A 13,869-nucleotide genomic window follows, 5' to 3' on the forward strand; every position below is an offset into this window, starting at 1 on the left:
GCGCGAGCGTGGCCGCACTGAGCCTCTTTGCGGGCACGGCGTCGGCGGCTCCCGCGAGCCCGCCGACCGCTTCCGGTCCCGCGCAGCTGCAGTCCGCGCTGGACGGTGTCCACCGCGCGGGCGTCCCGGGGGTGTTCGCCGAGGTGCGCGATGCCGGCCGGACATGGCGCGGGGCCTCCGGAGTCGCCGACATCGGCACCGGCCGTCCCGTCAGGCCCGACATGAGGCAGCGCGTCGGCAGCATCACCAAGACCTTCACCGCCGCCGCGATCATGCAGCAGGTCGAGCAGGGCCGGATCCGGCTCGACGCGCCGATCGGCGACCACCTGCCGCAACTCGTACCGGGGGAACGCGGCAGGAAGATCACGGTCCGGATGCTCCTGAACCACACCAGTGGCCTTCCCGACTACATCCGCTACGCGTTCCCCTCCCTGCAGGAGATGTCACCCAAGAGCCTCGACGACAACCGGTTCAGGCGGTTCCGCCCGGCCGAGCTGATCGGGATGGGGGTCGACGCGCCCGCCGCGAGCGAGCCCGGAGCCACTCCGGGGGCGTACTCCAACACCAACTACCTGCTCCTCGGCGAGCTCCTGGAGCAGGTGACGGGCGTCCCGGCCGAGGAGTACATCGCCCGGAACGTCATCGAGCGTGCCGGACTCCGGCACACCGGGTTCCCGACCGGGCCGCGCATCGAGGGACCGCACTCGCGGATGTACGAGGCCCTGTGGGGCCTGCTCGACCCGCCGCGCGACTACAGCGTCTACGACATGTCCTGGACGGGGACGGGGGCGGCCCTCGTGTCGACCATGGACGATCTCAACCTCTTCTACGGCGAGCTGCTCGCCGGGAAGATCGTCAGCCGGTCCTCGTTGGCCCAGATGCAGCGCACGGTCGCGGTCGTCGCCCTGGACGGATCGACGATCGAATACGGCCTCGGTCTGCACAAGGTCGCCACCGAGGGGTGCGGAACCTTCTGGGGGCACGACGGCACGGTGTGGGGTGCCGGAACGATCTCCCTGACCCGGGACGACGGCAGGCGCCGGATGTCCGTCGCGGTCAACCTCCAGAGGTGGAACGGGCCGGACTCCTCGGGCGAGCCGCGGCACCACCCCGTCGACGACGCGCTGAAGGCCTTCTCCCGGCGGGCGATGTGCGGTGACGCCGGTGCCGGAGCCGGGCCTGCCGGAGGTGCGGGGGAGGTGTCCACGGGGTGAGACGCGCACCACGGGTCGGCGCCCTACCCGGCGTACCGAACAGTCGGTAGCGTGCGGCGCATGACCTCTCCCTTGCTCGCCGCCCGTCGCTGTTGGCACGCCGCTATCAACCCGCTGCACGCCACCGTGTACTTCTCGCCGGAGATCGCCAAGGAGTTCGCCGTCCTCGGCGTCACCGACCCGGTGGCCGTCAACCTCGCCCACCGGTCGGCCGCGATGGGCGCCGTCGGGGCGGGCGCGGTCACCGCCACCTTCTACAACTACCGCCACGACCTGGTCGCCCGGCACCTGCCCGCCGTCTGGGAGACCACCACCCCCGAGGAGGCCCTCGCCGCCCGGCTGCGGGCCGCCGACGGCTCCCTGCGCCGGCTCCTCGGCGCCGACACAATCGCCTCGCCCGAACTCGCCGAGGCCGCAGACCTGGCGATGCGCGCCACCGAGCGCTGCACCCGGCACGCCCGCACCCTCTACGCCGCCCACGCCGACCTCCCCGTACCGCGGGAGCCGCACCTGCGGCTGTGGCACGCCACCACCCTGCTGCGCGAGCACCGCGGCGACGGCCACCTCGCCGCCCTGCTCCTGGCGGGCCTGGACCCGGTCGAGGCACTGGTCAGCCACACCGCCACCGGCAAGGGCATGACCCCGAAGTGGCTCAAGGGCATGCGCGGCTGGGGGCAGGAGGACCTGGACGCCGCGGCCGACCGGCTGCGCGAACGCGGCGTGCTCGACGCCGCCGGCGAGCTGACCGAGCAGGGCGTCGCGCTGCGCGAGCGGCTGGAGGACGACACCGACCGCCTCGACGCCGCCCCGTACGAGCACCTCGGCGCGGACGGCGTGGCCCGCCTGACCGAGCTCGGCGGCGCCCTCGTGATCAAGGCCGTGACCGCCGGGGCCTTCCCCGCGGACCTCATGGGCAGGGGCTGACGGACAGGGCTCCCGCCGTCCGTCACCGCCACCTGCCACAATTGGCAGCCTTCCAGTGCAAACGAAGGCAGGCGGGACCCGATCGTGACGATGTCCATCGAAGGCAGGATCGCCGAGGAGCTCGGCGTACGGGAGCGGCAGGTCAAGGCCGCCGTCGAGCTGCTCGACGGCGGCTCCACCGTGCCGTTCATCGCGCGCTACCGCAAGGAAGCGACGGAGATGCTCGACGACGCCCAGCTGCGCACCCTCGAGGAGCGGCTGCGGTATCTGCGCGAGCTGGAGGACCGGCGCGCGGCGATCCTCGACTCCGTACGGGAGCAGGGCAAGCTCGACGCCGAGCTGGAGGCCCGGATCAACGCGGCCGACACCAAGGCCCGGCTGGAGGACATCTACCTCCCCTTCAAGCCGAAGCGGCGCACCAAGGCACAGATCGCCCGCGAGGCCGGCCTGGAGCCGCTGGCGGACGGCCTGCTGGCCGACCCGTCCGTGGAACCGGCCGCCGCGGCTGCCGCGTTCGTCGACGCCGAGCGGGGCGTCGCCGACCCGGCAGCCGCCCTCGAAGGCGCCCGCGCCATCCTCACCGAGCGGTTCGGCGAGGACGCCGACCTGATCGGCGAACTGCGCGAGCGCATGTGGGGCCGTGGCCGGCTCGCCGCGAAGGTCCGCGAGGGCAAGGAGGAGGCGGGCGCCAAGTTCGCCGACTACTTCGACTTCGCCGAGCCGTTCACCGCACTGCCCTCGCACCGCGTCCTCGCCATGCTGCGCGGCGAGAAGGAGGACGTCCTCGACCTCACTCTGGAGCCCGAGGCCCCCGAAGACGCGGCGACCGCCGGCCCGTCCACGTACGAGGGCATGATCGCCCGCCGCTTCGGGGTCGCGGACCGCGGCCGGCCGGGCGACAAGTGGCTGGGCGACACGGTCCGCTGGGCCTGGCGTACGAAGATCCAGGTGCACCTCGGCATCGACCTGCGGATGCGGCTGCGCCAGGCGGCCGAGGACGAGGCCGTACGGGTCTTCGCGGCCAACCTGCGCGACCTGCTGCTCGCGGCGCCCGCCGGCACCCGGGCCACGCTCGGGCTGGACCCGGGCTTCCGTACCGGCGTGAAGGTCGCCGTCGTGGACGCCACCGGCAAGGTCGTGGCCACGGACGTGATCCACCCGCACGTGCCCGCCAACAGGTGGGACGAGTCCCTCGCCAAGCTGGCCCGCCTCGCGAAGGAGCACGCGGTCGAGCTGGTCGCCATCGGCAACGGCACCGCCTCCCGCGAGACCGACAAGCTCGCCGGGGACCTCATCGCGCGCCACCCGGAACTGGGGCTCACGAAGGTGATGGTCTCGGAGGCGGGCGCCTCCGTGTACTCGGCCTCGGCCTTCGCCTCCCAGGAACTTCCCGGCATGGACGTGTCGCTGCGCGGCGCCGTCTCCATCGCCCGCCGCCTCCAGGACCCGCTCGCCGAGCTGGTGAAGATCGACCCGAAGTCGATCGGCGTCGGCCAGTACCAGCACGACCTGTCCGAGGTGAAGCTCTCGCGCTCGCTCGACGCGGTCGTCGAGGACTGCGTGAACGGCGTCGGCGTGGACGTCAACACGGCCTCCGCGCCCCTGCTTTCGCGCGTGTCGGGCATCAGCGGCGGCCTCGCCGAGAACATCGTGGCCCACCGCGACGCGAACGGCCCCTTCCGCAGCCGCAAGGGGCTCAAGGACGTGGCCCGCCTCGGCCCGAAGGCGTACGAGCAGTGCGCGGGCTTCCTGCGGATCCGCGGCGGGGACGACCCGCTCGACGGCTCGGCCGTGCACCCCGAGGCCTACCCGGTCGTGCGGGCCATGGGCAAGACGGCGGGCGGCGAGGTGGCGGCCCTGATCGGCAACACCTCCGTGCTGCGCTCCCTGCGCCCCGAGCAGTTCGTCACCGAGGCCTTCGGCCTGCCCACGGTCACCGACATCCTGCGCGAGCTGGAGAAGCCGGGCCGCGACCCGCGCCCCGCCTTCAAGACGGCCACCTTCAAGGAGGGTGTGGAGAAGATCGGCGACCTGGCCCCCGGGATGATCCTGGAGGGAGTCGTCACCAACGTGGCCGCCTTCGGTGCCTTCATCGACATCGGCGTCCACCAGGACGGCCTGGCCCACGTCTCGGCGCTGTCGAAGAACTTCGTCAAGGACCCGCGGGACGTGGTCAAGCCGGGCGACATCGTCCGCGTGAAGGTCCTGGACGTGGACATCCCGCGCAAGCGGATCTCGCTCACCCTGCGCCTGGAGGACGAGGCCGGGGCCGAGCGCGGCGCGGGCGCCCCGCGACAGCGCGAGGACCGGCGGGGCGGCGGCTCCGGCGGCGGCCGTCCCCCGCAGCAGCGGGGCGGAGGCGGCGGCGCCCGGGAGGGCGGCCGTGGCCAGGGCGAGCGCGGCCAGGGCCAGCGCCAGGGTCAAGGAGGCCAGGGCCAGGGCGGCCAGGTCCAGGGCGGTCAGGGCCGGCGCCAGGGCGGCGGCGGTGCCCCCGCCCCCGCGAACAGCGCGATGGCGGACGCGCTGCGCCGCGCGGGTCTGACGGCCCCCGAGGAGCGCCGCAAGCGGTAGGCACCGTCAAGGGCGGCTTGTGGCCACCCGGCGCGTCGGGGTCCCCCTACGCGATGGCCGAATAGGTTCCCCACCTGGGGACTTGTCTTGCCAACTCGCGTACAAGATCTGTAGGCATGGTGGAACGCCCGTTCGTCATCCGGCGGACGGGCTTCCGTGTTTCCCCCTCAGGACCGCATTCCCCGAGGCCGCCTTGAAGGCACAGGACGTCATGCCCATGCCCATACACGCCTACCGACGCTGCCCCGGAAAGGGTCCGAAGAGGGATCACATGCCCCACCGGCAACTCAGCCTTCGCAAAAGGTGCGAGAACATTCTCGGCCATCTGGATCTGACCCACCCCTTCTCCCTCGACGTGCTGTGCAGCCGGATAGCCGAGCAGCGGGGCCGCCCCATCCGCCTCCACCCGCTCCCGAAGGAGGCGGCGGAGTCCGGGGTCTGCGGTCTGTGGGTGGGCACGGACAGCGTCGACTACGTCTTCTACGAGGCGCAGACCACCCCGCTGCACCGGGAGCACATCGTCCTCCACGAGCTCGGCCACATCCTCTTCGGGCACAACTCGCTGGAGGGCGAGGAGACCGACGGCGAGGCCCCCACCGTGCTCGGGCGCACCAACTACACCACCCGCCAGGAGCAGGAGGCGGAGATGCTCGCCAGCATGATCCGCATCCGCACGGCGAACGCCGGCCCGCGCCCGGCCGGCCGGGACCGCGGCACCCTGGCCCGGCTGGAGTCGGCCATGGGCTACGAGCGGGGCAACGATGGCAGCTGACCTCACCGCCTTCGGCGACTGGCTCGCCGTCCCCAGCGTGGTGTGCCTGTGGGCCGCCGTCCTGCTGCGCGCCCCCGGCGCCCTGCGCTCCCCCCAGCAGCGCGGCCTGTGGCTGGCCGTCGCCACCGCCGCCGCCGCGATGACCCTGAACCTTCCGGACGTCGTCACCTACGCGATGAACCGCGGCGCCGGCTACGCCCACACCATCGGGCTCGTCCGCAACCTCATCGGCGTACTGTCGGCGGGCGCCGTGCTCTACTTCGTCGCCGCCGCCACCCGCGGCCGCCGGCTCCAACTCGGCTCCTGGATCGCCACGCTGGCATGGCTCGGCGCCCTCCTGGCCCTGGACGCGGCAGCCCCCGGCCACGGCACGCACACCATGCCGCCGGTCGGCGACCCGGTGCCCTCCCTCGCGTACTGGCTGGTCCTGATCGCCGCGCACGTCATCGCCAACACCGTCTGCGTGGCCCTGTGCTGGCGCTACAGCCGGCGCACCGAAAGCCGGGGCCTTGCCGCCGGCCTGCGCCTGTTCGGCCTCGGCACCGCGCTCGCCGGACTGTTCTGGCTGGCCTACCTGCTCAAGGCCCTGTTCGGCAGCACCTGGGCGATGCCCGCCCTGCCCCTGCTGATGAACCTGCACGGTCTGCTGCGCGCCGCCGCGATCCTCGTGCCCACCCTGTTCACCCTCCGCCGCACCGCCGCCGACACCGCCACCGCCTGGCGGCTGTGGCCGCTCTGGCGCGACCTGGTCGAAGCCGTCCCGCACGTGGCCCTGAACAAGCCGCGCGCCGGCCGGGTGGTGGAGCTGCTGTGGCCGCCGGTCCCGCGCAACCTGCTCGTGTACCGCAAGGTGATCGAGACGCGCGACGCGATCCTGATCCTGGGGGAGCACGTGGCCCCGGGCGCGCTGGAGCGGGCCCGCGGCCAGGCCGCCGGCCAGGGCGTTCCCGAGCAGCGGACCGCCGCGGCCGCGCTGGCCCGCGTACTGAAGGAGGCGCGGCAGGCGAAGCTCGACGGACTGCCCGGACAGCCGGGCGAGGCCGCCGCGCTGGAGCTGCCCGCCTCGATCCACACCTCGCAGGAGGGCGGGGACCTGGCGGACGAGGCCCGGTTCCTCGTCGACGTGGCCCGGGCCTACGCCTCGCCCGCCGGCACCACGCCCGTCAGCACAAGGAAGTGAACCCGTCGTGACCACCGCAGGAACCACCGTACTGATCACCGGGGCCAGCGCCGGACTGGGCGCGGCCTTCGCCCGCGGCTTCGCGGCCAAGGGCTGCGACCTGGTGCTCGTCGCCCGCGACAAGGACCGGCTCGAAGCCGTCGCCGCGCAACTGGGCCGCGAGTACGGCACCGAGTGCGAGGTGCTGCCCGCCGACCTGCTGGACGCGGGGGACTGCGCGGCGGTCGCCGAGCGGCTCGCCGACCGCTCCCGGCCCGTGGACATGCTGGTCAACAACGCCGGCTTCGGACTGCCCGCCCCCTTCCCCCACAGCCCGGTCGAGGACGAGGAGCGGATGCTCGACCTGCTGGTGAAGGTCCCGCTGCGGCTCACCCACGCCGTCCTGCCCGGCCTGCGCGAACGCCGCCGGGGCGCGGTCCTCAACGTCTCCTCGGTGGCGGGGCTCCTGCCGACCGGCACGTACGGGGCCGCCAAGGCCTGGATCACCGCGTTCAGCGAGTCCCTGCGGGTGGACATGGCGCCGTACGGGGTCCGCGTGCTGGCCGTGGTCCCCGGCTTCACCCGCACCGAGTTCCAGGAACGCGCCGGCATGGACGTCAGCGCGCTGCGCGACGCGGTCTGGCTGGAACCGGAGGCCGTGGTGGCCCAGGCCCTGAAGGACCTGGCCCTGCGCCGCCCGGTCAGCATCACCGGCCGCCGCTACCAGGCGTACGCCCTGGCGGTCCGGCACCTCCCGCGCGCCTTCGTGGCCCGGAAGCTGGCGCGCCGGCGCCGCCCCCCGGCCGACCCGGCCGCATGACGCCGCAGCATGACCCCGCCGGGGGGACGGCCGCGCGACCACGCGGCTACAGCTCGGTGACCCTGCCGTCCTCGACCCGGAGGCGGCGGGTCACGTGCACCGCGTCGAGCATGCGGCGGTCGTGGGTGACCAGCAGGAGGGTGCCCTCGTAGGCGTCGAGGGCCGACTCCAGCTGCTCGATCGCCGGCAGGTCGAGGTGGTTGGTGGGCTCGTCCAGGACCAGCAGGTTCACCCCGCGGCCCTGGAGCAGCGCCAGCGCGGCACGGGTGCGCTCGCCCGGGGAGAGGGTGGCCGCCGGGCGCAGCACGTGCGCCGCCTTGAGCCCGAACTTGGCCAGCAGGGTGCGCACTTCGGCCGGCTCGGTCTCCGGGACCGCCGCGCAGAAGGCCTCCAGCAGCGGTTCGTCGCCGAGGAACAGGCCGCGGGCCTGGTCCACCTCGCCGACCAGGACGCCGGAGCCGAGGGTGGCGGAGCCCGAGTCCGGGGCCAGCCGGCCCAGCAGGACCGCGAGGAGGGTCGACTTGCCGGCGCCGTTGGCCCCGGTGATCGCCACCCGGTCCGCCCAGTCGATCTGCAGGCTGGCCGGGCCGAAGGCGAAGTCGCCCCGCTTCACGGCCGCTTCGCGCAGGGTGGCCACCACCGAGCCGGAGCGCGGGGCCGCCGCGATCTCCATGCGCAGCTCCCACTCCTTGCGGGGCTCGTCCACGACCTCCAGCCGCTCGATCGCCCGCTGCGTCTGGCGGGCCTTGGCGGCCTGCTTCTCGCTGGACTCGCCGCGGAGGTTCTTGCCGATCTTGTCGTTGTCGGACGCCTTGCGGCGGGCGTTGCGCACGCCCTTGTCCATCCAGTTGCGCTGCATCTGGGCGCGGCCCTCCAGGGCCGACTTCTTGCCCGCGTACTCCTCGAACTCCTCGCGGGCGTGGTCGCGGGCGCGCTCGCGCTCCTCCAGGTACGCGTCGTAGCCGCCGCCGTAGAGGTTGATCTGCTGCTGGGCCAGGTCCAGTTCGAGGACCTTGGTGACGGTCCGGGTCAGGAACTCGCGGTCGTGGCTGATGACGACCGTGCCCGCGCGCAGCCCCTTCACGAACCGCTCCAGCCGCTCCAGGCCGTCCAGGTCCAGGTCGTTGGTGGGCTCGTCGAGGAGGAAGACGTCGTAGCGGGACAGCAGCAGCGAGGCGAGGCCCGCGCGCGCCGCCTGACCGCCCGAGAGCGCCGTCATGGGCAGGTCCAGTCCCACCATGAGGCCGAGCTCGGCGGCGACCTCCTCGGCCCGCTCCTCGAGATCGGCGCCGCCGAGGTCCAGCCACCGGTCCAGCGCGGTCGCGTACGCGTCGTCCGCGCCCGGCGTCCCGTCCACCAGCCCCTGCGTCGCCGCGTCCAGCTCCGCCTGCGCGGCGGCCACACCCGTACGGCGCGCCAGGAAGTCCCGGACCGACTCGGCGGGCCGGCGCTCCGGCTCCTGCGGGAGGTGGCCGACGGCGGCGGTCGGCGGGGAGAGCCGCAGCTCCCCGGTCTCGGGGGTGTCCAGCCCGGCGAGCAGGCGCAGCAGGGTGGACTTCCCGGCGCCGTTCACGCCGACGAGGCCGATGACGTCACCGGGGGCGACGACGAGGTCGAGATCGGCGAAGAGCGTGCGCCCACCGTGCGCGGCGGTGAGCTTCTTGGCGACGAGGGTTGCAGTCATGATGTGCCGATCCTATCCGGGCGCAGGGCCGACCCCCGGATGGCCGTATAGGTGGGAAGCACGTCACTGCGGCCCTCGGTCTCCGCGTCACACCATGGGGTCATGCCGACGCGAAACGTGCTCGTCGTCCTCTACGACGGGGTGCAGAGCCTGGACGTGACCGGGCCGGTGGAGGTGTTCGCCGCGGTGGCCCGGTTCCCGGGGCTGCCCGCCTACACGATCGAGACGGTGTCGCCGGGAGGAGCGCCGGTCCGTACCGGCAGCGGGCTGACGCTGGTGCCGGACGCGGACCTGGAGAGCGCCCGGCCCGGCGCCGGGACCACGCTGCTGGTGCCCGGGGGCCGGTACACGGGCGACTTCGAGCCGCGGCTCACCGACTGGCTGCGCGCCCACGGGGGTGGCGCCGAGCGGCTGGTGTCCGTGTGCACGGGCGGGCTGCTGCTGGCCGAGGCCGGGCTGCTGGACGGGCGGCGGGCGACGACGCACTGGTACGTCTGCGAGCAGATGGCGCGCGACTACCCGGCCGTGGAAGTGGAATCCGACCCCATCTACGTGCGGGACGGCCCGGTGGCCACCTCGGCCGGGGTCACGGCCGGGATCGACCTCGCCCTCGCGCTGGTGGAGGAGGACCACGGGAAGGACGTCGCCCTGACGATCGCCCGGCACCTGGTGGTCTTCCTGCACAGGCCCGGCAACCAGGCGCAGTTCAGCGCGCAGCTGGCGGCGCAGACGGCACGACGGGAGCCGCTGCGGGACGTGCAGCAGTGGGTCACCGAGCATCCGGACGGAGACCTCGGTGTCGAGGCGCTCGCCGCGCGGGCCCGCCTTTCGCCGCGCCACTTCGCGCGGGCCTTCCGGACGGAGACGGGGGTGACCCCGGGGCGGTACGTCGAGCGGGTGCGGGTGGAACACGCACGGCGTCTCCTGGAGGAGGGCTCCACGGGCATCGCCCAGATCGCCCGCGCCTGCGGGTACGGCACCCCGGAGGCACTGCGCCGCGCCTTCGTGAAGGCGCTCGGCCAGCCCCCGACGGAGTACCGCCGCCGCTTCGGCGCCCCCCGGACCGGCTAGGTCGTTCCGGGTCCGGCCGGGCCCGATTCGACGGCCGGAGAACACCACACGCATCGACCGCTCCGGAGGAGCCATGCAGATCGCCGTACTGCTCTACGACCGCTTCACCGCCCTCGACGCCGTCGGGCCCTTCGACACCCTCGGCCGGCTGCCGGGCTCCGAGGTCGTGTTCGTGTCCGAGCGGCCCGGACCCGTGCGCACGGACAACGGCTCGCTCGCGCTCGTCGCCGACCGGGCGCTCGACGAGGTCACCCGGCCCGACATCGTGGTCGTGCCCGGCGGGCCGCACCCGGAGGTGGAGATGAAGAACCCCGCCGTCACGCGGTGGCTGCGGACCGTCGACGCCACCAGTACGTGGACCACGTCCGTGTGCACCGGGTCGCTGCTGCTCGCCGCGGCCGGCCTGCTCGACGGGAGGCGGGCCGCCGGCCATTGGCTGTACCTCGACCAGCTGCCGCAGTTCGGGGCCGAGCCCACCGGGGAGCGGGTGGTCTTCGACGGGAAGTACGTCACCGCGGCCGGCGTGTCCTCCGGGATCGACATGGGCCTCACCCTGCTCGGCAGGATCGCCGGGGACGAGGTCGCCCAGACCGTCCAGCTGATGACCGAGTACGACCCCCAGCCGCCCTACGACGCCGGTTCCCCGGAGAAGGCGCCCGCCGGGCTCGTCGCCCGGCTGCGGGGGAGCAACCCCCTCGGGTAGGCCGGGGCGTCAGCGCCTCACGGGGTCCAGGTGAAGCGGGGCGCCCGGCGCTCCAGGAACGCGGCGACGCCCTCCGCGGCGTCGTCGCTCGCCGCCGCCCGGGCGTCCCAGTGCCCGTCCCGGTCCGTCCGGCCGTCCGCGAACTCCTTGGCCGCCGCCTGCGTCAGCTGCGAGCGCGAGGCCAGGATCCGGGTGAACTCGCGGACGCGCTTGTCCAGCTGCCCGGCCGGCAGCAGCTCGTTCAGGAACCCGGCGCGCAGCGCCTGGTCCGCGCCGATCAACTCCGCCGAGAAGAGGAGGTACTTGGCCCAGGAGGGGCCGACCAGGGAGGCGAGCCTGCGGGTGGAGGAGGCCGGGTAGACGATGCCCAGCTTCGCCGGGGTCACCCCGAACGACGCCCCCTCCTCCGCGAAGCGCAGATCGCAGGCCGCCGCCAGCTGGCTCCCGCCGCCCACGCAGAACCCGCGGATCGCCGCGAGCGTCGGCTTCGGGAAGGCGGCCAGGGCCTCCTCCGCCGTCACGGCGAGGGCCCGCGGGTCGTCGTCCCCGGTCAGCGAGGAGATGTCGGCGCCCGCGCAGAAGGTCGGTCCGGCGCCGGTCAGGACGAGCGCCCGGACCGCGGGGTCGCCCGCCAGGTCCGTCAGCAGCTCCGGGAGCGCCCGCCACATGGCGGCGGTCATCGCGTTGCGCTTGGCGGGGTGCGAGACGACGACGGTGGCGACCCCGTCGGCGACCGTGTGCAGGAGGGTGGCGTCGAGGTCTGCGTCCATGCGCCGGATGCTATCCCGGGCGGTCATACCTATGATCAAGGGAGTCCGTCCGGGGGGTGCGAGGAGGTGGCGCGTCCATGGGCACAGACCGCGCGGACCGTACCGCGGCCGGGGGCCCGGTCGCGGGCCGGGAGCCGCAGCAGGAGAAGAAGAAGCTCCACCGCAGTTTCGGGCTGCTGGCGCTGCTCGGGGTGATCCTCGTGCTGGCCGGTCTGGTCGGCCTCGTCTACACCGGCCTCGCCACGCTCACCTCGATGTTCCTCTTCGGCTGGCTGCTCCTGATCGGCGGGGTGGTGGGCCTGCTGCAGGCCGTGCAGTCGCGCAGGAGCAACTACTTCTGGCTCGCCGTCGTCGTCGCCGCGATCAACCTCGCGGCGGGCTTCGTGATCCTGCGCCGGCCCGAGGCGAGCGCCGAGGCGCTGACCATGCTCGCCGCGCTGCTCTTCCTGACGGGCGGCCTGTTCCGGCTGGTCGGAGCGCTGGTGGTGCGCGGTTCGCACTTCGGGCTCGCGCTCGTCCAGGGGGCCTTCGGGGTCCTGCTGGGGGTCCTGATCCTCTCCAATTGGCCCGGCAACAGTCTGTACGTGATCGGAACCTTCTTCTCCCTCGCCCTCCTGTTCGACGGCCTGAGCCTGATCGCCCTGGGCATGGGGGCCCGCCGCATCCTGGGCTTGGTCAGGGAAGACGAGGAGCCGGGGGAGGCGGCTCCGGCGGACGGGGCCCGTGAGGCGGACGTGAAGCGTCCGGCAGAAGATCAGGAACAGTCGAACAACTGACTCTGTCATACGCCAGCGGTCAGAATGTGTCCGAATGATGCTGACTTCTGGTCAGCCGTCGGGTCCGGACCAGCCCGTTCCCCACTCTTGACGCGTGGAGACGATCGAGCGCGAAGACGGGGGACGGAAGATGGACGTCAGCGGGAGTGTCCCGCCGGTCAGGGAGGGGGAGCCGGAGGCCCCGGCCGACCCCCTCGCGTACGAGGGCGTGTGGAGGTTCACCGCGCCCGCCGTAGAAGAATCCGTTCCGCAGGCCCGCCGGGCCGTCCGGGACCTGCTCGGGCGCCAGGGGGTGCCGGCCCACCAGGACCTCGTGTACTCCCTGCTCCTGATCGTCTCCGAGCTGGTGACGAACTCGGTCCGGCACGCCGCCCTGCTCTCGCCGGAGGTCGCGGTCGAGGTCGCGATCGGCCGCGAGTGGGTACGGGTGGCGGTCGAGGACAACCACCCGTACCGGCCCAAGGCCCTGGAGGCCGACTTCGGCCAGACCGGCGGCCGGGGTCTGCTCCTCGTACGGGAGGTGACGCTGGAGGCCGGCGGGGTCTGCGACGTCGAGCACACCTCGACCGGCGGCAAGGTCATCTGGGCGGCCCTGCCGCTCACCCCGCCGTCCCGTCCGTCCGCGGGCTGAGCGGCGGACGGACGGGACGGCGTACGGCCCCAGCGGGACGCCCCCAACGGGACGACGTCCGGACTACCAGCCGGCCGCGTCGCCGGTCAGCTCGCGGATCGCGGGCCGCGCCGCGTCCAGCACGGTCATGAACCAGGCCGAGAACGGCACTTCGGCGTGCCGCTTGGCGAGCTCCTCGGCGGTGACGAAGGCAGTGGCCTCGACCTCCTCCGGATCCGGCCGCACGGCGGTCTGCGCGAGTCCCACGAACAGGTGATTGAACTCCTGCTCCACCAGACCCGAAGCGGGGTCCGGGTGGTTGTAGCGCACCGTCCCCGCCTGCGCGAGCAGCGAGGGCGACAGCCCCAGCTCCTCGTGGGTCCGCCGGGCCGCGGCCGCGAACGGCGACTCCCCGGGATAGGGGTGACCGCAACAGGTGTTCGACCAGACGCCGGGGGAGTGGTACTTCCCGAGGGCCCGCTGCTGGAGCAGCAGACGGCCCTGCTCGTCGAAGAGGAACACCGAGAACGCCCGGTGCAACTGCCCGGGCGCCTGGTGGGCGGAGAGCTTCTCCGCCGTGCCGATGGTGTTGCCGGACTCGTCGACCAGTTCGAGCATGATCGGTCCTTGAGTACCGGTGCCGTTGGACGCGCTGTTCGCGGCGGTGGCTGGTGTGGTCGGCATACCCATCCTTCGCTTCGGACTTCGGCCTTCAGTCTGCCGTACAAAAGAGGCTTGTCCCCACTTCGGAGATCCGCGCATGTCCGCCCCCCGTCGCGTGCTAGGCGACGAGGG

Annotated in this window: 13 protein-coding genes; 10 read left to right on the top strand and 3 right to left on the bottom strand. The window is 73.4% G+C overall.

All coding sequences use genetic code 11. The features are described from left to right. Positions 1-8 precede the first annotated feature (8 nt). The 6 genes from ACFYP3_RS19080 (at position 9) to ACFYP3_RS19105 (ending at position 7,460) form a co-directional block, all read left to right on the top strand. Complete coding sequence (locus ACFYP3_RS19080; protein ID WP_388833575.1) at positions 9-1,214, top strand: serine hydrolase domain-containing protein; 1,206 nt, start codon at positions 9-11, stop codon at positions 1,212-1,214. Between the two features lie 60 nt (positions 1,215-1,274). After that, positions 1,275-2,138 carry a hypothetical protein gene (locus ACFYP3_RS19085; protein WP_388833578.1) on the top strand — a complete coding sequence of 288 codons (864 nt, stop codon included), beginning with the start codon at positions 1,275-1,277 and terminating at the stop codon, positions 2,136-2,138. 84 nt (positions 2,139-2,222) lie between these two features. Then, the gene (locus ACFYP3_RS19090; protein ID WP_388833581.1) at positions 2,223-4,709 is read left to right on the top strand and encodes a Tex family protein; all 2,487 of its coding nucleotides are present in this window, start codon (positions 2,223-2,225) and stop codon (positions 4,707-4,709) included. A gap of 271 nt (positions 4,710-4,980) precedes the next feature. Continuing rightward, on the top strand, positions 4,981-5,481 hold the full coding sequence (locus ACFYP3_RS19095) for a hypothetical protein (RefSeq protein ID WP_388833584.1): 501 nt from the start codon (positions 4,981-4,983) through the stop codon (positions 5,479-5,481). After that, positions 5,471-6,661 (top strand): MAB_1171c family putative transporter, encoded by a 1,191-nt coding sequence (locus ACFYP3_RS19100; protein ID WP_388833587.1) that lies wholly within the window; start codon positions 5,471-5,473, stop codon positions 6,659-6,661. The genes ACFYP3_RS19095 and ACFYP3_RS19100 overlap by 11 nt, the downstream gene beginning before the upstream one ends. 7 nt (positions 6,662-6,668) lie before the next feature. Beyond that, on the top strand, positions 6,669-7,460 hold the full coding sequence (locus ACFYP3_RS19105) for an SDR family NAD(P)-dependent oxidoreductase (RefSeq protein ID WP_388833590.1): 792 nt from the start codon (positions 6,669-6,671) through the stop codon (positions 7,458-7,460). 46 nt (positions 7,461-7,506) lie between these two features. Here the strand turns inward: ACFYP3_RS19105 and ACFYP3_RS19110 are convergent, their stop codons facing one another. After that, positions 7,507-9,144 (bottom strand): ABC-F family ATP-binding cassette domain-containing protein, encoded by a 1,638-nt coding sequence (locus ACFYP3_RS19110; protein ID WP_388833593.1) that lies wholly within the window; start codon positions 9,142-9,144, stop codon positions 7,507-7,509. Between the two features lie 102 nt (positions 9,145-9,246). Here ACFYP3_RS19110 and ACFYP3_RS19115 point away from each other — a divergent pair, with 102 nt between their 5' ends. Then, the gene (locus ACFYP3_RS19115; protein ID WP_388833596.1) at positions 9,247-10,215 is read left to right on the top strand and encodes a GlxA family transcriptional regulator; all 969 of its coding nucleotides are present in this window, start codon (positions 9,247-9,249) and stop codon (positions 10,213-10,215) included. A gap of 73 nt (positions 10,216-10,288) precedes the next feature. Continuing rightward, a complete protein-coding gene (locus ACFYP3_RS19120; RefSeq protein ID WP_388833599.1) occupies positions 10,289-10,918 on the top strand; it encodes a DJ-1/PfpI family protein in 630 nt (209 codons plus the stop codon). Between the two features lie 17 nt (positions 10,919-10,935). Here ACFYP3_RS19120 and ACFYP3_RS19125 read toward each other — a convergent pair whose 3' ends face one another. Then, on the bottom strand, positions 10,936-11,688 hold the full coding sequence (locus tag ACFYP3_RS19125; protein ID WP_388833601.1) for an enoyl-CoA hydratase/isomerase family protein: 753 nt from the start codon (positions 11,686-11,688) through the stop codon (positions 10,936-10,938). A 77-nt stretch (positions 11,689-11,765) separates the two neighbouring features. Between ACFYP3_RS19125 and ACFYP3_RS19130 the strand changes: the two genes are divergently transcribed. Together ACFYP3_RS19130 and ACFYP3_RS19135 are read left to right on the top strand one after the other, a co-directional pair. Then, a complete protein-coding gene (locus tag ACFYP3_RS19130) occupies positions 11,766-12,464 on the top strand; it encodes an HdeD family acid-resistance protein (RefSeq protein ID WP_388833604.1) in 699 nt (232 codons plus the stop codon). A gap of 130 nt (positions 12,465-12,594) precedes the next feature. Then, positions 12,595-13,095 carry an ATP-binding protein gene (locus ACFYP3_RS19135; protein WP_388833798.1) on the top strand — a complete coding sequence of 167 codons (501 nt, stop codon included), beginning with the start codon at positions 12,595-12,597 and terminating at the stop codon, positions 13,093-13,095. A gap of 63 nt (positions 13,096-13,158) precedes the next feature. On the opposite strand, the gene idi is transcribed toward ACFYP3_RS19135, so the two are convergent. Then, positions 13,159-13,758 carry an isopentenyl-diphosphate Delta-isomerase gene (gene idi, locus ACFYP3_RS19140; RefSeq protein WP_388833607.1) on the bottom strand — a complete coding sequence of 200 codons (600 nt, stop codon included), beginning with the start codon at positions 13,756-13,758 and terminating at the stop codon, positions 13,159-13,161. Between the last annotated feature and the right edge of the window lie 111 nt (positions 13,759-13,869).

The organism is Streptomyces sp. NPDC005533, from assembly GCF_042871845.1.
Taxonomy (GTDB): domain Bacteria; phylum Actinomycetota; class Actinomycetes; order Streptomycetales; family Streptomycetaceae; genus Streptomyces.

Excerpts from the sequence above, each read along its gene's own strand:
- ACFYP3_RS19085 (WP_388833578.1), top strand. The coding sequence starts at position 1,275 with ATGACCTCTCCCTTGCTCGCCGCCCGTCGCTGTTGGCACGCCGCTATC.
- ACFYP3_RS19095 (WP_388833584.1), top strand. The coding sequence starts at position 4,981 with ATGCCCCACCGGCAACTCAGCCTTCGCAAAAGGTGCGAGAACATTCTC.
- ACFYP3_RS19100 (WP_388833587.1), top strand. The coding sequence starts at position 5,471 with ATGGCAGCTGACCTCACCGCCTTCGGCGACTGGCTCGCCGTCCCCAGC.
- ACFYP3_RS19110 (WP_388833593.1), bottom strand. The coding sequence starts at position 9,144 with ATGACTGCAACCCTCGTCGCCAAGAAGCTCACCGCCGCGCACGGTGGG.
- ACFYP3_RS19115 (WP_388833596.1), top strand. The coding sequence starts at position 9,247 with ATGCCGACGCGAAACGTGCTCGTCGTCCTCTACGACGGGGTGCAGAGC.
- ACFYP3_RS19120 (WP_388833599.1), top strand. The coding sequence starts at position 10,289 with ATGCAGATCGCCGTACTGCTCTACGACCGCTTCACCGCCCTCGACGCC.
- ACFYP3_RS19125 (WP_388833601.1), bottom strand. The coding sequence starts at position 11,688 with ATGGACGCAGACCTCGACGCCACCCTCCTGCACACGGTCGCCGACGGG.
- ACFYP3_RS19130 (WP_388833604.1), top strand. The coding sequence starts at position 11,766 with ATGGGCACAGACCGCGCGGACCGTACCGCGGCCGGGGGCCCGGTCGCG.
- ACFYP3_RS19135 (WP_388833798.1), top strand. The coding sequence starts at position 12,595 with ATGGACGTCAGCGGGAGTGTCCCGCCGGTCAGGGAGGGGGAGCCGGAG.
- idi (WP_388833607.1), bottom strand. The coding sequence starts at position 13,758 with ATGCCGACCACACCAGCCACCGCCGCGAACAGCGCGTCCAACGGCACC.